Source organism: Rhodococcus sp. LB1, assembly GCF_001583455.1.
GTDB classification, from domain to species: Bacteria; Actinomycetota; Actinomycetes; order Mycobacteriales; family Mycobacteriaceae; genus Rhodococcus_F; species Rhodococcus_F opacus.
This window is the reverse complement of record NZ_LTCZ01000224.1, coordinates 13,866-32,427: the sequence shown is the minus strand read 5'-3', so window position 1 is coordinate 32,427 and position 18,562 is coordinate 13,866. Positions and strand designations below refer to the sequence as shown.

At 70.8% G+C, this 18,562-nt stretch carries 15 protein-coding genes; 4 read left to right on the top strand and 11 right to left on the bottom strand.

Annotated elements, in window-relative coordinates; all coding sequences use genetic code 11:
* Window positions 1-12: 12 nt before the first annotated feature.
* The gene (locus AZG88_RS26750) at window positions 13-636 is read right to left on the bottom strand and encodes a PaaI family thioesterase (RefSeq protein WP_231914209.1); all 624 of its coding nucleotides are present in this window, start codon (window positions 634-636) and stop codon (window positions 13-15) included.
* A 117-nt stretch (window positions 637-753) separates the two neighbouring features.
* Here AZG88_RS26750 and mutA point away from each other — a divergent pair, with 117 nt between their 5' ends.
* From mutA to meaB, 3 genes are read left to right on the top strand one after another with little or no spacing between them, the layout of a single operon-like run.
* The gene (gene mutA, locus AZG88_RS26745; protein WP_061699663.1) at window positions 754-2,670 is read left to right on the top strand and encodes a methylmalonyl-CoA mutase small subunit; all 1,917 of its coding nucleotides are present in this window, start codon (window positions 754-756) and stop codon (window positions 2,668-2,670) included.
* Window positions 2,667-4,958, top strand: a complete 2,292-nt coding sequence (gene scpA, locus AZG88_RS26740; RefSeq protein ID WP_005246063.1) for a methylmalonyl-CoA mutase — start codon at window positions 2,667-2,669, stop codon at window positions 4,956-4,958. The genes mutA and scpA overlap by 4 nt, the downstream gene beginning before the upstream one ends.
* A 1-nt stretch (window position 4,959) precedes the next feature.
* On the top strand, window positions 4,960-5,964 hold the full coding sequence (gene meaB, locus AZG88_RS26735; protein WP_005246064.1) for a methylmalonyl Co-A mutase-associated GTPase MeaB: 1,005 nt from the start codon (window positions 4,960-4,962) through the stop codon (window positions 5,962-5,964).
* On the opposite strand, the gene AZG88_RS26730 is transcribed toward meaB, so the two are convergent.
* Together AZG88_RS26730 and AZG88_RS26725 are read right to left on the bottom strand one after the other, a co-directional pair.
* Window positions 5,953-6,984 (bottom strand): nucleoside hydrolase, encoded by a 1,032-nt coding sequence (locus tag AZG88_RS26730; RefSeq protein ID WP_061044142.1) that lies wholly within the window; start codon window positions 6,982-6,984, stop codon window positions 5,953-5,955. The two genes, meaB and AZG88_RS26730, sit on opposite strands and share 12 nt — an antisense overlap.
* Entirely contained in the window at window positions 6,981-7,448 is a 468-nt protein-coding gene (locus tag AZG88_RS26725) for an OsmC family protein (RefSeq protein WP_025432552.1), read from the bottom strand. The genes AZG88_RS26730 and AZG88_RS26725 overlap by 4 nt, the downstream gene beginning before the upstream one ends.
* Before the next feature lie 102 nt (window positions 7,449-7,550).
* On the opposite strand from AZG88_RS26725, the gene AZG88_RS26720 reads away from it, so the two are divergent.
* Entirely contained in the window at window positions 7,551-8,180 is a 630-nt protein-coding gene (locus AZG88_RS26720; RefSeq protein ID WP_025432553.1) for a maleylpyruvate isomerase family mycothiol-dependent enzyme, read from the top strand.
* Here the strand turns inward: AZG88_RS26720 and AZG88_RS26715 are convergent.
* From AZG88_RS26715 to gndA, 8 genes are all read right to left on the bottom strand, one after another.
* Window positions 8,164-9,474 carry a CoA transferase gene (locus AZG88_RS26715; protein ID WP_061044141.1) on the bottom strand — a complete coding sequence of 437 codons (1,311 nt, stop codon included), beginning with the start codon at window positions 9,472-9,474 and terminating at the stop codon, window positions 8,164-8,166. The two genes, AZG88_RS26720 and AZG88_RS26715, sit on opposite strands and share 17 nt — an antisense overlap.
* A gap of 100 nt (window positions 9,475-9,574) precedes the next feature.
* Entirely contained in the window at window positions 9,575-10,435 is an 861-nt protein-coding gene (locus tag AZG88_RS26710) for a hypothetical protein (RefSeq protein ID WP_061044140.1), read from the bottom strand.
* Window positions 10,436-10,439: 4 nt separating this feature from the next.
* Window positions 10,440-11,528, bottom strand: coding sequence for a hemolysin family protein (locus tag AZG88_RS26705; RefSeq protein ID WP_061044139.1), 1,089 nt, complete (start codon window positions 11,526-11,528; stop codon window positions 10,440-10,442).
* Window positions 11,521-12,891 (bottom strand): hemolysin family protein, encoded by a 1,371-nt coding sequence (locus AZG88_RS26700; protein WP_005246070.1) that lies wholly within the window; start codon window positions 12,889-12,891, stop codon window positions 11,521-11,523. The genes AZG88_RS26705 and AZG88_RS26700 overlap by 8 nt, the downstream gene beginning before the upstream one ends.
* A 306-nt stretch (window positions 12,892-13,197) precedes the next feature.
* The gene (locus AZG88_RS26690) at window positions 13,198-14,634 is read right to left on the bottom strand and encodes a GuaB1 family IMP dehydrogenase-related protein (RefSeq protein WP_005246071.1); all 1,437 of its coding nucleotides are present in this window, start codon (window positions 14,632-14,634) and stop codon (window positions 13,198-13,200) included.
* Between the two features lie 3 nt (window positions 14,635-14,637).
* A complete protein-coding gene (locus tag AZG88_RS26685) occupies window positions 14,638-15,516 on the bottom strand; it encodes a DMT family transporter (protein ID WP_061044138.1) in 879 nt (292 codons plus the stop codon).
* A gap of 5 nt (window positions 15,517-15,521) precedes the next feature.
* Complete coding sequence (locus AZG88_RS26680; protein WP_061044137.1) at window positions 15,522-16,919, bottom strand: DEAD/DEAH box helicase; 1,398 nt, start codon at window positions 16,917-16,919, stop codon at window positions 15,522-15,524.
* A gap of 96 nt (window positions 16,920-17,015) precedes the next feature.
* Entirely contained in the window at window positions 17,016-18,467 is a 1,452-nt protein-coding gene (gndA, locus tag AZG88_RS26675) for an NADP-dependent phosphogluconate dehydrogenase (RefSeq protein WP_005246074.1), read from the bottom strand.
* Window positions 18,468-18,562 lie beyond the last annotated feature (95 nt).

The window sequence follows — 18,562 nt, the reverse complement described above, 5'->3', positions numbered from 1 at the left end:
CGCCGTCCCGGCTCAGGGCCGCGTTCGCCGCGAGATCATCGCGCAGCCTTGGACGCCGCCGTGCATGAACCCGAGTTTGTTCGCGACCAGCGGGTTGGCCGGCACCACGACCCGCACGCCGGGTCCGTCCTCGATCCGCCCACCGATCCAGTCGAGCGGCGCGACCCCCGGTTCCGGGAAGTCGGGGAGGGCCGACCCGTCCGCGCCCGGCGCCGGCAGGTCCACGAAGTTGCCCCACAGGGTGCCGGTGGCGATCAGGGTGCCCGCCGAGTCGTGGACGCGGGCGGTCGAGGTGCCGCCGTCGGCGGTGAGTGCGAGGAGCCGGCTCTCGGCCCTCAGCGTCGGTCCCTGCCACCGCCTGGGTGTCACGACGTCCACCGACAGCTCGGCCGTGACCAGGCCGTCGCGGATTCCGCGCCGGTCCCAGACGGTGAATCCGAGGAGATCGTCGAGCAGCACGGCGAGGACGCCGCCGTAGGCGGTCCGGGCGGTATTCGGGGCGAGCGCGCCGATCTCCATGCTCATACGATTGAGGGGTTCGCCGCGGTCGTCGACGTCCCGGGCCGGCGCGCCGAGACCGAACAACCGCTGAGTGGCGGTGCGATCGGTGACCACCGGTTCGTGCGCAATGCTCATGACCTGAGGTTATGCATCGTGTGGTGATCCTCACGATAGGGGGCGCCGAACTGCGGCTAGCATCACAGTCACACAACGTATTGATCGATCGCTCATCAGGGAGAGGAAGCCGACACCGTGTCATTAGCTTCAGAAGCCGAGGAAGCTGCGCGGGCGTACGCCGACTGGCAGCACTCCGTGGCCGGAGTCCTCGCGAAGTCGCGTCGGATCGACGCCGCGGAACTCGGTCCGGAACCCCAGAAGCTCCTCGAGACCGTCACCTACGACGGTGTCACCGTCGCGCCGCTGTACAGCCCGCGCGACGAGCGTCCGGAACAGCCCCTGCCCGGCACCTTCCCCTATGTGCGTGGCGCGGACGCCACCCGGGACGTCAACGCGGGCTGGCTGGTCAGCGCCCGCTTCGGCGAGGGCGCGGAGGCGGCGGACGTCAACCGCTCCGTCCTCGACGCGCTGGAGAACGGTGTCAGCGCGCTGTGGCTCGCCGTCGGCGGCGCCGACCTTCCGATCCGGTCGCTGGAGACGGCGCTCGACGGGGTGCTCCTCGACCTGGCCCCGCTCACCCTCGACGCCGGAACGGACGCACCACCCGCGGCGCGAGCACTGTTCGCGCTGCTCGACGCGCGTGCCGCGGCGGGTGACGGGGTCACCGACCGCACCGCAGTCCGCGTCGACCTCGGGACCGCCCCGCTCACGAGCGCGTTCTCCGGTGTCGCCGACGTGGAGCTCGGCGACGCGGTGGCCCTCGCGGCCGAGTCCGCGGCGCGCTCGGAGAGCGTGCGGGCAATCACCGTGGACGGCACCGTGTTTCACAACGCCGGCGCGTCCGACGCCGAGGAACTCGGCGCGGCGATCGCGGCGGGCCTCGAATACCTGAGGGCCCTCACCGAGAGCGGCCTGACCATCGGGCAGGCGCTCGGGCAGCTCGGTTTCCGGTTCTCGGCCACCGACGACCAGTTCCAGACCATCGCCAAGTTCCGGGCGGCGCGGCTGGTGTGGGCGCGGATCGCCCAGGTGTGCGGCGCCTCCGACTTCGGCGGCGCTCCCCAGCACGCGGTCACCTCGGCCGCGATGATGGCGCAACGCGATCCGTGGGTGAACATGCTCCGCACGACGCTCGCCGCGTTCGGCGCCGGTGTCGGCGGCGCGGACGCCGTCACGGTGCTGCCGTTCGACGCCGCACTACCCGCCGGGGCGCTGGGTGTGTCGAAGACCTTCGCCGCCCGCATCGCCCGCAACACCCAGCTGCTGCTGCTCGAGGAGTCGCATCTCGGCCGGGTGCTCGATCCGGCGTCCGGCTCGTGGTACGTCGAGGACCTCACCCAGCAGGTGGCGGCCAAGGCGTGGGAGTTCTTCCAGCAGATCGAGGCGGCAGGCGGCTACCTCGCCGCGCTCGATGCCGGCCTGATCGGCGACCGGATCGCGTCCACCCGCGCCCAACGTGATTCGGACATCGCGCACCGCAAGACCACCGTCACCGGGGTCAACGAGTTCCCCAACCTCGCGGAAGCGCCGCTGCCCGCGGGCGCCGCCGAGACCGGGAGCGTCGCCCGGTACGCCGCGGCGTTCGAGGCGCTGCGGGACCGCTCCGACACCTTCCTGGCGGCACACGGTGCACGACCCGCCGTCTTCCTGGCCCCGCTCGGCCCCGTCGCCGAGCACAACGTGCGGACCACGTTCAGCACCAACCTGCTGGCATCGGGCGGCATCGAAGCCCGCAACCCCGGTCCCCTCGCCATCGGTGACGGCAGCATCGCCGCCGCCGCGAAGGACTCCGGCGCCGGCATCGCGGTGATCTGCGGTACCGACAAGCGGTACGCCGCCGAGGCCACGGCCGCCGTGGAGGAACTGCGCGCGGCCGGTGTCGGCACCGTGCTGCTCGCCGGCCCCGAGAAGGTCGTCGCCGACGCGGACGGCTCCGCCCGGCCCGACGGATTCGTCACCGCCCGTATCGACGCAGTCTCGGTCCTGTCCGGCCTGCTCGACACCATCGAGAGCTCGAGTGACTCCTCGGGCGACACAGGGAGCAAGAAGTGACTACTCGCGAGGTCAAGCACGCGATCGGCAGCTTCGCCGACGTGCCACTGGAGGATCCGCAGTTTCCGCAGCCGTCCGCCCCGACCCCGGAGCAGACGGACGAGCTGATCGCATCCGCCGCGGCCGCCAACCACTACAGCCCCGAACAGGTGGTGTGGTCCACGCCCGAGGGCATCGACGTCAAACCGGTCTTCACCAAGGCCGACCGTGACGCCGCCGAGGCCGAGGGCTACCCGGTGGGCAGTTTCCCCGGCGCCGCACCGTTCGTGCGCGGACCGTACCCCACCATGTACGTGAACCAGCCGTGGACGATCCGCCAGTACGCGGGCTTCTCCACCGCCGCCGAATCCAACGCCTTCTACCGCCGCAACCTCGCGGCCGGGCAGAAGGGTCTGTCGGTGGCGTTCGACCTGGCGACGCACCGCGGTTACGACTCCGACCATCCTCGGGTGCAGGGTGACGTCGGCATGGCCGGGGTGGCGATCGACTCGATCCTGGACATGCGTCAGCTGTTCGACCACATCCCGCTCGACAGCGTCAGCGTCTCGATGACCATGAACGGTGCGGTGCTGCCGATCCTCGCGCTGTACGTCGTGGCCGCCGAGGAGCAGGGTGTCGCCCCGGAGCAGCTGGCCGGAACCATTCAGAACGACATTCTGAAGGAGTTCATGGTCCGCAACACCTACATCTATCCGCCGAAGCCGTCGATGCGGATCATCTCCGACATCTTCGCGTACACCAGCGCGAAGATGCCGAAGTTCAACTCGATCTCCATCTCCGGCTACCACATCCAGGAGGCCGGGGCCACCGCCGACCTGGAGCTGGCGTACACCCTCGCGGACGGTGTCGAGTACATCCGCGCCGGCCTCGACGCCGGCATGGAGATCGACAAGTTCGCGCCCCGGTTGTCGTTCTTCTGGGCGATCGGCATGAACTTCTTCATGGAGGTCGCGAAGCTGCGGGCGGGTCGCCTGCTGTGGAGTGAACTGGTCGCGAAGTTCGAACCGAAGTCCGCGAAATCATTGTCGCTGCGCACCCACTCGCAGACGTCGGGCTGGTCGCTGACCGCGCAGGACGTCTACAACAACGTGGCCCGCACATGCGTCGAGGCGATGGCGGCGACGCAGGGGCACACCCAGTCGCTGCACACCAACGCCCTCGACGAGGCCCTCGCCCTGCCGACGGACTTCTCCGCCCGCATCGCCCGCAACACCCAGCTGCTGCTGCAGCAGGAGTCGGGGACCGTCCGTCCCATCGACCCCTGGGGCGGATCGCACTACGTCGAGTGGCTCACCCACCAGCTGGCGAACCGGGCCCGCGCACACATCGCCGAGGTCGAAGAGGCCGGCGGCATGGCGCAGGCGATCAGCGAGGGCATCCCGAAGCTGCGGATCGAGGAGGCCGCGGCCCGCACGCAGGCCCGCATCGACTCCGGCCGGCAGCCGCTCGTCGGCGTCAACAAGTACGTGCCGGACGAGGCCGACGAGATCGAGGTCCTCAAGGTCGAGAACTCGCGGGTCCGCAAGGAGCAGCTCGAGAAGCTGGACCGGCTGCGCGCCGACCGCGACTCGGACGCCGTCGAGGCGGCGCTCGCCGAACTGAGCCGCGCCGCGGCCACCACCGAGGCCGGGGCGAGCGAAGCGACGGGTCATGTCTCGATGGAGAACAACCTGCTGGCCCTGGCGATCGATGCGGCCCGCGCGAAGGCGACGGTCGGCGAGATCTCCGAGGCGCTCGAGAAGGTGTACGGGCGTCACCAGGCCGAGATCCGGACCATCAGCGGTGTGTACCGGGACGAGGCCGGAAAGGTCGACAACATCAACAAGGCAACGGAACTCGTCGAGAAGTTCGCGGAGGAGGAGGGCCGGCGTCCCCGTGTCCTCATCGCCAAGATGGGACAGGACGGCCACGACCGCGGCCAGAAGGTGATCGCCACGGCCTTCGCGGACATCGGATTCGACGTGGACGTGGGACCGCTGTTCCAGACCCCGGAAGAGGTCGCCAACCAGGCGGCCGACAACGACGTCCACGTGGTCGGTGTGTCGTCGTTGGCCGCAGGTCACCTCACGCTGGTGCCTGCGCTCCGGGAAGCCCTCGCCGCAGTGGGACGTCCCGACATCATGATCGTGGTCGGTGGCGTCATCCCGCCCGGCGATTTCGCCGAACTGTACGAGGCAGGTGCCGCCGCGATCTTCCCGCCCGGGACGGTCATCGCAGACGCCGCCAGCGGTCTGCTCGAGAAGCTGGCCGCGCAGCTCGGCCACGACCTGACGGGCACCCCGGAATAGCATGGGGCGGCCTCCAGTCGACATCGATGCCCTCGCCCAGGCCGTGCGCGCCAATCAGCGCGCCGGCCTGGCGAAGGCCATCACCCTGGTCGAGTCCACCCGGACCGACCACCGTGAGGCGGCGCAGCGGCTGCTGCTCGAGCTGCTGCCGGAATCGGGGAAGGCGCACCGGGTCGGGATCACCGGTGTGCCCGGCGTCGGGAAGTCCACGTTCATCGACGCGCTCGGGATGCACCTGATCGGGCAGGGGCACCGGGTGGCGGTCCTGGCCGTCGACCCGTCGTCGACGCGCACGGGCGGGTCGATCCTCGGTGACAAGACGCGGATGGCGCGTCTGACCGTCGAGAAGGACGCCTACATCCGGCCGTCACCGACGTCGGGCACCCTCGGCGGTGTCGCGAAGGCGACCCGCGAGACGATCGTGCTGCTCGAGGCCGCCGGATTCGACGTGATCCTCGTCGAGACGGTGGGTGTCGGGCAGTCCGAGGTGACGGTCGCGAACATGGTGGACTGCTTCTGCTTCCTCACCCTGGCCCGCACCGGCGACCAGTTGCAGGGCATCAAGAAGGGCGTCCTCGAACTCGCCGACCTCGTCGCCGTGAACAAGGCGGACGGCAAGCACGAGCGGGAGGCGAAGGGCGCCGCCCGGGAGCTCGCAGGGGCGCTGCGGCTGATCTACCCGCACGACGCCGTCTGGACGCCGCCGGTGATCACGATGAGCGGTCTCGAGGGTGTCGGTCTCGAGGACTTCTGGAATACCGTCTGCCGGCACCGTGAGGTGCTGACCGCGGCCGGGCAGTTCGAGGAGAACCGCCGCCGCCAGCAGGTGGACTGGACGTGGACGATGGTCAACGATCAGCTTCTGCGCCGGCTCGCGTCCAACACCCGGGTCAAGGCGATCCGCGGCGACGTCGAACAGCGGGTGCGGGACGGTTCCCTGACGGCGGCGCTGGCCGCCGCCGAGATCCTCGACGCGTTCGACGGCACGGACGCGTCAGCCGACTGATTTCGCGAAGCGCCCGACCCGGTCGACGAGATCGTCGAAGAACGCGACCGGGTCGGTGCTCACCGCGATGTCGACGTTGGGTTCCCGGTTCCAGTGACCCACCCAGTCGGCGACCGTGGTGCCCCGGGTGAGCCGGCCGTGCAGTTCGACGTCGACCGTGGCCGGACGGGTCCTTGTGATCGCCGGGTTCAGCGCCACCGCCGCCGCGAACGGGTCGTGCATGTGCGCCAGGAAACCCTGGTCGTGGGTGCGGTGAAAGTCCATGTAGAACCGGATGGCGTCGGACAGGTGCCGGATCACCGGGTTGGACGCGGTCGAGCGCACCTGCGGTCCGTCGTCGGGGGAGATGATCTCGGCGGGTGCGCTTCCCGCCGCCTCCGCCAGCCGCCGGACGTGATCCGGTGTCATCTCGATCGTTTCGGTGACGTCCAGTCCGCACAGGATCGGACGGCTGCCCTCCGGCAGCCCGGAGAACGCGTCGAACACCTCCTTGGCCGCCTCCGGATCCACCGACACGTTCCATTCACTGGTGGGGGTGGTGTTGCCGGGGTGGTTGAACGCCCCGCCCATCACGACCAGGCGCCGCAGCAACCGGGGCAGTGCGGGTTCCTCGCGGATCGCGAGGGCCAGGTTCGTCAGCGGCCCGGTCACCAACCCGGTCAGCTCGCCGGGGTGGGCGCGGACCAGGTCGACCCACAAGGTGGTGGCGTCCCGCTCCGACAGCGACCGCCCGGACAGGGGGAGTACGGCGTACCCGATGCCCTGGGGTCCGTGCGTGTCCTCGGTGGTGCGCAGCGGGCAGTCCAGCGGCACCCGGGCGCCGAGCGCCACCTCGATGTCGGGTGCGCCGCACAGGGCGAGCCAGTTCAGGTTGTTCGCCGCGACCTGCTCGACGGGCACGTTGCCGGCGGTGCTGGCGATGCCGACGATCTCGGCCTCCGGGCTGGCCAGCAGGTACAGCAGGGCGAGGGAGTCGTCGATGCCGGTGTCGACGTCCACGATCAGCCGCTGCCTGCTCACGCCGTCACCACCGTCGGCCGGTGGTGCACGGGGAACGCGACCGACCGGGCGATGAAGCACCTCGCGTGCGCCCGGGCGTGCAGCGACTCGGCGCGCGCGGCCATCGCCGCATCCGCGACGGTCACCGTCGGATGCAGCACGACCTCGGTGAACTCGCCCGCCCCGTCCGGGTGTTCGACCATCGTTCCCGTCGGGTCGTCCCGGTAGTCGACGACGACCACACCGGCCGCGGCGGCCAGGCCCAGATACCAGAGCATGTGGCACTGCGACAGCGACGCGACGAGCAGTTCCTCCGGATTCCAGCGGGTGGCGTCGCCGCGGAACGACGGGTCCGCGCTGCCCGGCAGATCGGGTTTTCCGGCCGCCGCGATCACGTGGTGGCGGTCGTAGGCGTCCGGGCCCGACGTTCCCGCGCCGCGGTTGCCGGTCCAGGTGACCGTCAGCGTGTAGTCGTGTGTGCTCACCCGACCATTCTTCACGGCCGCGCGATGAGTTTCGCCGGCGGGCACGGTCTGCCTACGTAGAGCACGACACGGCGACCGGAGGAGACTGACATGGCACGGGACCTGGCACGGGACACGGCACCGGACTGGGTCGCAGCGGAGCGGCGCGACCTGGCGTCGATGCTGGCGGGACTGACGCCGGAGCAATGGGACGCGCCGTCGCTGTGCGCGGGGTGGCGCAGCCGGGAGGTGATCGCGCACATCACCATGCCGTACCGCCTGTCGACGCCGCGGATCCTGCTGAAGATGGTGAAGGCGCGCGGCAACTTCAACCGGATGTCGGACGCGCAGGCCCGCGAGGACGCACGGACCCTGACCGCCGACGCGCTGCTGCACACGCTGGAGGAGAACGTCGCGCACCCGTGGAAGCCGCCGGGCGGCGGCTTCGAGGGGGCACTGTCCCACGACGTGATCCACGGTCTCGACGTGTCGGTGGCGCTCGGCCTGGGCAGGCGGGTCCCGGACGACCGCCTCGACCGGGTCCTCGGCGGCGTCGGCCCGAAGCACGTCAAGTACTTCGGCACCGACCTGGCGGGAGTGCAGCTGACGGCGGACGACCGCGCCTGGACCTACGGTGCGGGCGCGCCGCTGCGCGGTTCCGCCCAGGACCTTCTCCTCGTGCTGTGCGGACGCCGGGTGCCGCCGGGACATCTGACGGGGGAACCGAGCCCGCGGTTCACGGCGACGGTATGACACCGGACCAGCCGGGGGTGTCGCCACCCCAGGGCCGGGCCGGTGACGGGTAGTCGTCGAACTCGGCCAGGGCGGGACGGGCGGTCACCAGGTCGCCGTGCGCGGTGAGGCACCGGAGCCCCGGCATCGCGGCCGGCGGCGGATCCTCGGATCGGCCGTCCGCGGTCAGCAGCCACGCGCCGGTGCGGGCGAGTGACACCTCGACGGAGCGGCCGCGTCCGTCGACGTGCCCCGCGGCGAGGGCGTCGACGATGCCGGCGGCGAGCAGGTAGCCGGTCGCGTGATCGAGTGCCTGCGCGGGAAGAGCGCCCGGGGTGTTGTCGCGGCCCTCGATTCTCGCGATCCCCGACGCCGCCTGGACGATGCTGTCGAAGCCGCGGCGGTGCGCCCAGGGGCCGGAGCCGCCCCACGCGCATACCCGTCCCCGCACCAGATGGTCGGGGGCGTCGTCGAGTAGACCGTCCAGCGCGCCCGGACGGTACCCGGTGACCGCCACGTCGGCCTCGGCGAGCAGGCTGTCCCACACGAGCCTGCCGTCCGCGGACCGCACGTCGAGCAGCGCGGATCGTTTGCCCTGCCCGGTGTCCCGGTGCTGCACCACGATTTCCGGGAGGGACGGCGGATCGATCCGCAGCACCTCGGCGCCGAGCAGCGCCAGGGTGCGGGTGGCGACGGGGCCGGCGATCACGCGGGTCAGGTCGAGGACCTTCACCCCCGCCAACGGCCCCCGGCCGGATTCCCGGCGGGAGCGTTGCCGTGTCCCGGGACGGGAGCTCTCGGCGTGCACGACGGTGGACACGAGGTCGCCGGACGCCGCGGCCGCACCCTGCGGGCTCGCCGCCCACTCCGCCGCGGTCCGCACGCGCACGGCGATGGCCTGCGCTACGGCGGCACGGTCCTCGACGTCGGCGGCGGTCAGGTTCCCGACCCGGGCGGCCACCGCGTCGCGGCCGGCGTCGGCCGAGAGGTCGAGTGCCGCCAACAGTCTCGCGCGGTGGTGCGGGTAGTTGGCATGGGTCCGCACCCAGCCGTCCGACGCCGCGAAGAAACCCGACAGTTCCGCGAAACCCGACACCGGGGAACCCGACACCCGCAGCAGCCGGTCGCTCGCGAACGACGCGGCGATCCGCTCCGGGTCGAGCCGCCACGACCGGGGTTCCCGCCCGTGCACGGCGTCGAGCCGGTCGACGGCGCCGGTGAGGGCGGCCACCGAACCGGCCGCCAACGCGAGGACGGGGAGGCGGGCCGCCAGATAGTCGCCGGGGTCGCCGTAGTCGATCACGGTGGGGATCATCCCGGCACCGGCACCGTCATGGCTGCGCCATCGATGGTGGCGGCCAACAGTTCGGTCTGCGTGACGATCTCGGCACAGTAGCGGTCGTAGCCCGTGAGAGTCATGGGCTCACGGTAGCGAGCAACCGGTTGCACCGGTCGCGCAATACGGCACGAAGCGGTGCCGCGCGGGCGGCCAGCGCCGACTGCTCCCGGACGTACTCGGCGCGGCCGTGCGGGGTCTCGATCGGGATCGGGGTGTACCCGTAGGCGGTCAGGTCGTACGGGCTGGCCCGCATGTCGAGTTCCCGTGCGGCGAGCGCCAGCTCGAAGCAGTCGACGGTCAGGTCCGAGTCGATCATCGGCGCCAGCTTGTAGCAGTACTTGTACAGATCCATGGACGCGTGCAGGCACCCGGGCTGTTCCCGCCCGAGCTGGTCTTCGCGGGTCAACGGCTCACTGTTCCGCGGTTCGGCGGCGGGGGTGAAGAACCGAAACGCGTCGTAGTGGGTGCAGCGCAGGTGCAGCGACTCCACGACGGAGTCGGTGCCGCCCGGCCCGAGCCGCAGCGGGACGCCGCCGTGCCGAACCTCGTCCGATCGGTAGACCATCGCCCACTCGTGCAGGCCGAAGCAGGCCAGGTGGGTGGGACGCCCGGCGGTCGCCTCCATCAGTCGTGCGGTGAAGGCGACCGTGTCCGAGCGGCGCTGCAGGAACTCCGGGTCGACGGTGACCCCGCGGTCGGTGCGGTGATACCCGCGGAGTTCGGCGTACTCGTCCGCGCCGGTGAGGACCGTTCCCCACCCGGGGTGCCAGCGCAGCAGCTGATTCGGCCGGTAGCTGTAATAGGTGAAGAGGAAGTCGATCACCGGGTGGGTCTCGCTGCGTTCCAGGCGCTCCAGGTGCGGTCCGATCAGTGCGGACACCCTCGCCCGGTGCCGGTCGCGGCGAGGGATCCACTCCGACGCATCCAGAACGTCCATCCGATCAGCTCGTTCGCTGTCCCGGATTGACGCCGTTGACGCGGTGGGTGCCGTCGCGGACGGTGCCCACGTATTCCTCGACGAGGTCCTCGAGGGCGACGATGCCGACGATCTGCCCGGACGGGTCCGCCGCCGCCCCCAGATGGGAGCTGGCGCGGCGCAGGCTCGCCAGGGCCTCCGCGAGCGGGGTGGTGGTCGACATGCGCGGCAGCGGACGGATGTCCGACCGCGGGATCACGGTGTCGGGTCCGGCCTCCTCGTCGAGGATGTCGTCGAGCACGTCCTTGAGGTGCAGGTACCCGACCAGTGAGCCGTCGTCGGCGCGCACCGGGTACCGGGAGTACCCGGTCTCGACGACGGCCTGCTCGATGGCGCCGAGCCGGGTTCCGCCCTCCGACAGGGGGATGGTCCGGGCCTTGTCGAGGGGGATCATCACCTCGCTGACCGTGCGGTCGGTGGTCTCCAGCGCCTGGGTGAGCCGACGGTGTTCTTCCGCGTCGATCAGTCCCTCGGAACGGGATTCGCCGATCATCTCGGACAGTTCCACCGCCGACACGGTGACGTCGAGTTCGTCCTTCGGCTCCACCCGCAGCAACCGCAGCGTCAGGTTGGCGCACAGGTTGTAGAAGGAGATCAGCGGGCGGGCCAGCTTGATGAACAGCAGGTGCACCGGGACCAGCAGCATGGCCGTCCGCTCCGGGCCCGCGAGTGCGATGTTCTTCGGCACCATCTCACCCAGCAGGATGTGCAGCACCACGACCAGCGCCAGCGAGATCGTGAACGCCACCGGGTGCAGCAGCCCGGCGGGCAGGCCGACCGCGTGGAGCGGGACCTCGAGGAGATGCGCGATCGCCGGTTCGGCGACCTTGCCGAGCAGGATCGAGCAGATGGTGATGCCGAGCTGCGCGGCCGCGAGCATCAGCGACAGGTTCTCGCCCGCCGTGATCACGGTGCGGGCGCGTTTCTTGCCCTGCGACTCCAGGGCCTCGAGCCGGTCGCGGCGGGCCGAGATCAGCGCGAACTCGGCGCCGACGAAGAACGCGTTGCCCCCGAGCAGCACGAACGTGAGCAGCACACCGAAGAGGTCACTCATCGTCGTCCTCCTCGCTGTCGGTGTGGGCGGTCTCGTCGGGTTTCGGGGTGAGCAGGACCCGGTCGATGCGCCGGCCGTCCATGTGGGTCACGGTGGCGACCCACCGGCCACCGGGGTCGTGCGCGCCCTCGGGCAGCGGGAGTTCCACCTCGTCGCCCTCGTCGGGTATCCGCCCGAGTTCGGTGAGGACGAGTCCGCCGAGGGTTTCGTACTCACCGTCGGGTGCGGTGTAGCCGGTGGTGTCGGAGACCTCGTCGACGCGGAGCAGCCCGGAGCAGGACCAGCCGTCACCGACCCGCTGGACGTCGATCTCGGATTCGTCGTGCTCGTCGCGGACGTCGCCGACGATCTCCTCGATCAGGTCCTCCATCGTGACCATCCCGGCGGTGCCGCCGTATTCGTCAACGACGAACGCGACCTGCATGCCGTCGGACCGGATCCGCTCCATCAGGGCGTCACCGTCCAGGCTGGAGGGCACCACGGGGACCTTCTGGGCGAGCGAGTTGAGGCGGGCGGTGCGCCGACGGTGGGCGGGCACCGCGAACGCATGCTTGATGTGGACGATGCCGACGGCGTCGTCCAGGTCCCCGTCGACGACGGGGAAGCGGGAGAACCCGGTGCGGGAGGCGGTGTCGATCAGGTCGGCGACGGTGTCCGTCGTGGACAGGGTCTCGATTTTCACGCGCGGGGTCATCAGTTCCTCCGCGGTGCGTTCCCCGAACCGCAACGAGCGGTTCACCAGCAGCGCCGTGCCCTTGTCGATGGCGCCGCGCTGCGCGGACGTCCGCACGAGCGACCCGAGCTCCTGCGGGGACCGCGCCGACCGCAGTTCCTCGGCCGGTTCGATGCCGAGGCGTCGCACCAGCCAGTTCGCGGATCCGTTGAGCCCGTTGATGGCCCACTTGAAGATGAGTGAGAACGCCGCCTGCATGCCGGCCGTCGCACGTGCCGTGGGCAGGGGGTGGGCGATGGCGAGGTTCTTCGGCACGAGTTCGCCGAACACCATCGAGAACGAGGTGGCGAGGACGAGGGCGATCACCAACGACGTTGCCGCGGCAGCGGATTCGCTGAACCCGATCGCGGACAGCACTGGGGTGATGAACCGGGCGAGGACCGGTTCGGACAGGTAACCGGTGATCAGCGTGGTGATGGTGATGCCGAGCTGCGCCCCGGACAACTGGAAGGACAGGGTGCGGTGGGCGTGCTGCACCTGCCGGGCCCGGCGGTCACCGTCGCGGGCGTGCGAGTCGACGGTGCTGCGTTCGAGGGCAGTGAGGGAGAACTCGGCTGCCACGAACAACGCGGTACCCGCGGTCAGGGCGAGAAAGCCGAGCAGAGCGAGAATGCTGAGCGCGATCTCCATGTGTCATCGCCGCCGAGCTGAGGAACGGGGGTCGCCGGGTTTGTCACCCGGCTCGCTAGAGGAGCCCTCCGAACCGGCGGAATCGGAGTCCGATTCCACGGAGCAGGAGGCGACGGCACTCCCGGAGACGGCGGGTGGGGCGCTTGCTTCGTGTGTGGGTGCCGCGGGCACCGGAGTCCTCTCGTTCGGCCTCGACGGCCCGGACGGGTCCGGCGCCGAGAACTGGTGTGGTTGAGCGACCCATGATACCGGTGGATGTCCGGTTCCGTGGAACAGGACACCCACCGGCACATCAGGATGCGGTCGTCACCAGCCGGCCGGCAGCGGGCGGCCCTCGGCGAACCCGGCGGCGGACTGCACACCGAGAACGGCCCGCTCGTGCAGTTCCGCCAGCGTCCGCGCGCCCGCGTACGTGCAGGTGCTGCGCACACCCGAACAGATGTGGTCGATCAGGTCCTCGACGCCGGGACGTTCCGGGTCCAGGCGCATCCGGGAACTCGAAATACCCTCCTCGAACAGGCCTTTCCTGGCCCGGTCGAACGCGGTGTCCGTGGCGGTGCGCGCCGCGACCGCACGCTTGGAGGCCATGCCGAAGCTTTCCTTGTACGCGTTGCCTGACTGGTCCACCCGCAGGTCGCCGGGGGATTCGTAGGTGCCCGCGAACCACGACCCGATCATCACGTTCGACGCGCCCGCGGCGAGGGCGAGAGCGACGTCGCGGGGGTGACGGACGCCTCCGTCGGCCCACACGTGCGCACCCATCGCGCGGGCCTGGGTTGCGCATTCCTCGACGGCGGAGAACTGCGGCCTGCCCACCCCGGTCATCATCCGGGTGGTGCACATCGCGCCCGGTCCGACTCCGACCTTCACGATGTCGGCGCCCGCGTCGATCAGGTCCCGGGTGCCGGCGGCGGACACGACGTTGCCGGCGACGAGCGGGACACCGAGGTCGGCCTTCTTCAGTGCGCCGAGGACGTCGATCATCTTCTGCTGGTGGCCGTGCGCGGTGTCGACGACCAGCAGGTCGGCCCCCGCGTCCACCAGGGCGCGGGCCTTCGCGGCGACGTCGCCGTTGACGCCGACGGCCGCGGCGATCCGCAGCTTCCCGTTGCCGTCGACGGCGGGCTGGTAGATGCCGTCCCGGATGGCGCCGGTGCGGGTGAGGACCCCGGCGAGGGTGCCGTCGGGGTGGACGATCACGGCGAGGGAGTCGTGTTTGCCCTCGAGGAGTTCGAACACCTCCCGCGGTGACGCGGAGTCGGGGGCGGTGACGAAGTCGGTGAGCGCCACCGAGCGCAGTCGCGCGAACCGGTCGACGTCCGTGCAGGAGGCCTCGGTGACGACGCCGACGGGGCGGTTGTTCTCGACGACGACCACGGCGCCGTGCGCCCGCTTCGGCAGCAGCGCCAGGGCGTCGGACACGGCGGCGTCGGGGCCGAGCGTGACCGGGGTGTCGGCGACCAGGTGCCTGCTCTTGACGAACGACACGGTCTCCGCGACGGCGGGCGCCGGAAGGTCCTGGGGGAGTACCACCAGACCGCCGCGGCGGGCGACCGTTTCCGCCATGCGGCGTCCCGAGACCGCCGTCATGTTGGCGACGACGATCGGGATGGTGGTGCCCGACCCGTCCGAGGTGGCCAGGTCGACGTCGAATCGCGAGGTGACCTCGGTGCGGTTCGGCACCAGGAACACGTCGTCGTACGTCAGGTCATAGGGAGGGCGATGCCCGTCGAGGAACTGCACATGTCACGACGATACCGGGGAAGTTGCGGTGGTGCCGGATGTCCGCTGGGCCTGCGACCTGGACAGTCCGATCGTGGCCACCAGCATCACCGCGACCGCGCAGCCGACCACCACCAGTCCGGGGCCCGAGACCCGCAGCCGCTCGTCGAGGACGGTCATGCCGAGGAAGACGGCGGCGAGTGGTTCGGCGATGGTCAGTGCGGGCAGCGACGCGGACAGCGGTCCCACCTGGAAGCCGCGCTGCTGCAGGTACACCCCGACCAGGCCGGCGGCGACGAGCGCCCACGCCTGCCAGCTGCTCAGCACCGCCCACAGCCCGCGGGGCACCAGTTCGACGACGTACTTGGTGAACGCGACCGCCACCCCGTACAGGATGCCGCCGGCCCCGCCGAGCAGCAGCGCCCGCCATCCGGGGTCGATCTTCGACATTCCCGCGGCGGCCGCGACCGCCACCACGGCCAGGAGGATGCCGAGCGGCACCACCCATTCGCGGAACGGGGCGTCGATGTTGCCCTCGGTGGGGTCGCCGATCACCAGGAAGACCGCGAGCGCGACGGCCAGTGCGACGGCGAGGGCCCAGGTGGTGCGGCTGAGCCGGTACCCGGAGAACTTCGCCGACAACGGCAACGCGAACAGCAGCGCCGTCACCAGCAGCGGCTGCACCACGAGCACCGACCCGAGCGCCAACGCCACCGCCTGCATCGCGTACCCGCCGCCGTCCCCGACGAAGCCGGCCCACCAGCGGGGACTGCGCAGCAGGGTGGTCATCAACGCGGCGTCCTCGGGGACCGCGGACGCCGCGCTCTGCTGGGCGACCGACGCGCACGCGAACAGCAACGCCGCGATCAGCGCGCACACGATCGACGCCAACGGCAGGGACATGCCTCTCAGTGTGCCCCGCGGTTGCGGTGTCCGTGCGGAGTTGACGCAGGTCCGGGTTTCCGGCCGCGTCGGGCACCGGCCCGCGGTGCTCCGCCGTCCCCGGGCCGGCCGCGGCGGGCCGGGCGACCCCCGGTGTCGTGCGCCTGCCTGCCCTTCTTCGGGGTGTCCTGCGCCGGTGCCCGGGTGTCGGGCGCGGCGACCGCCTTCCCGGTGGGGCGGCGGGCGCCGGTGATCTCGGCCAGCACCGTGTCGCCGGGCCGCACCCGCACGCCGTCCACCTCGATCCCCGCCTTGCGGGTCAGCTTCTCCACCTCGGCGCGTTCGTCCTCGGTGACGAGGGTGACCACCACGCCGGACTCGCCGGCGCGGGCGGTGCGGCCCGCGCGGTGCAGGTAGTCCTTGGGGTCGGCCGGGGGGTCGACGTGGACGACGAGCGAGATGTCGTCGACGTGGATGCCCCGCGCCGCCACGTCGGTGGCCACCAGGACCGGGGTGGTGCCGTCGGCGAACGATTCGAGGGTGCGGGTGCGGTTGTTCTGCGCCTTGCCGCCGTGCAGGGCGCCCGCGGAGATGCCGGCTTCGTGGAGTTGCTGCGCGAGCCGGTCCACCCCGTACTTGGTGCGCACGAACATGAGGGTGCGTCCCGCACGTGAACCGATATGTGCCACAACGGATTTCTTGTCGACCCGGTCGACGAACAGCAGGTGGTGGCGCATGGTGCTCACCGATGCGGTGACCGGCGCCGTCGAGTGGGTGACCGGGTCCCGCAGGTACCGGCGGACGAGGGTGTCGACCTCCCCGTCGAGGGTCGCCGAGAACAGCAGCCGCTGACCGTCCGCCGGGGTCTTGTCGAGGATCGTCGTGACCTGCGGCATGAACCCCAGGTCGGCCATGTGGTCGGCCTCGTCGAGCGTCAGCACCGTCACGTCGTCCAGCGACACCGACCCCTGCGCCACGTGGTCGGCGAGGCGTCCCGGCGTCGCGATCAGCAGGTCGACGCCGCGCGACAGGATCTCGACCTGACGTTTGATGGGAATCCCGCCGACCACGTTCGCCACCCGCAACCCCACGGACAGCGCCGGCTCGTCCAGCGCACGCTCGATCTGCAACGCCAGTTCACGGGTGGGCACCAGGACGATGCCGCGCGGGAAGCCCCGCCTGCTCGCGGCGCCCTTGAGCCGCACGAGCATCGGCAGGCCGAACGCGAGGGTCTTCCCGGAGCCGGTCGGCGCGCGGCCCAGAACGTCGCGGCCCGCGAGGACGTCGGGAATGGTGGCCGCCTGGATCGGGAACGGCGCCCCGATGCCGCTGCGGGCGAGGGCATGGGTCATCACCGCGGGGAGACCGAGCTCGAGGAACGTCTCACCCACCGGTGCGGGCGAAGAGAACTCGTCGTCGGGCATATCGGAAAGGCTACCGCCTCCGCGGTGGGGCCTCCGACGCCTCGGCCGTGACGTACACGCGGTACGTCACGGCCGGGGACGGGTGGTCGGCGAAGCTCAGGCCTGCACTTCGCTGCGGTCACCGCTCCAGAGGGTGTGGAACTTGCCCTCCGCGTCGACCCGCTCGTAGGTGTGGGCGCCGAAGAAGTCGCGCTGCCCCTGCGTCAGGGCCGCGGGCAGCCGCTCAGCGCGCAGGGCGTCGTAGTAGGACAGCGACGACGCGAACGCCGGCACCGGGATCCCGAGCAGCGTGGCGGTGGAGACCACCCGGCGCCAGCTGTCGATGGCCGTCTCGATGGCGTCGCGGAAGTACGGGGCCAGGATGAGGCTCGGCAGCGTCGGGTTCTCGTCGTACGCGTCCTTGATGCGGTTGAGGAACCGGGCGCGGATGATGCAGCCGCCGCGCCAGATGGTCGCGAGGTCGGCGGGGTGCAGGTCCCAGTCGTATTCGGCGCTGCCGGCCGCGATCTGGTCGAATCCCTGCGCGTAGGCCACGACCTTCGACGCGTACAGGGCCTGCCGGATGTCCTCGGTGAACTGGGCGGCATCGGTGGGCTTGTCGGCGAGGACGCCGGACGCCAGCCCGACCGCGGCCTTGCGCTGCTCGCGGGACCCGGACAGGGCGCGGGCGAACACGGCCTCGGCGATCCCCGTGACGGGGACACCGAGGTCGAGCGCGGACTTGACGGTCCAGCGGCCGGTGCCCTTCTGCTCGGCGGCGTCGACGATCACGTCGACGAGCGGCTTGCCGGTCTTGGCGTCGTTCTGCCGTAGCACCTCCGCGGTGATCTCGACGAGGTAGCTTTCGAGGTCGCCGCCATTCCATTCGGTGAACACGTCGGCGATCTTCCCGGCGTCGTATCCGAGGGCGGATCCGAGCAGGTTGTACGCCTCGCCGATGAGCTGCATGTCGGCGTACTCGATGCCGTTGTGCACCATCTTCACGAAGTGACCGGACCCGTCGGGGCCGATGTGCGTGCAGCAGGGGGTGCCGTCGACCTGCGCGGCGATCGACTCGAGCAGCGGGCCGAGGGCCGCGTAGGACTCCTTCGGTCCGCCCGGCATGATCGACGGGCCGTTGAGCGCGCCCTCCTCGCCGCCGGAGATGCCGGCGCCGACGAAGTGCAGGCCACGCTCCCGGAGGGAGGCCTCACGGCGGATCGTGTCCGTGTACAGGGCGTTGCCGCCGTCGATGATGATGTCACCGGGCTCCATCGCCGCGGCGAGTTCCTCGATGACGGCGTCGGTGGGGTCGCCGGCCTTGACCATGATCAGCACGCGGCGCGGCTTCTGCAGCGCGCCCACGAACTCCTCGATCGTCTCGGTGCGGACGAAGTCGCCCTCGCTGCCGTGCTCCTCGATGAGGGCGTCGGTCTTGGCGATGCTGCGGTTGTGCAGCGCGACCGTGTGACCGTGCCGGGCGAAGTTGCGGGCGATGTTCGAGCCCATGACGGCCAGTCCCGTGACGCCGATCTGGGCGCGGGCACCCTCAGTGTTGTCGATAGTCATGGATACAGCATTCCCTCTCGCTCGGCGGTAGTGAAATCGGCGGCTACGAAAACCTCAACCGCCTAAGCCAAACATACGAAGGCCGGCCGTCGCAC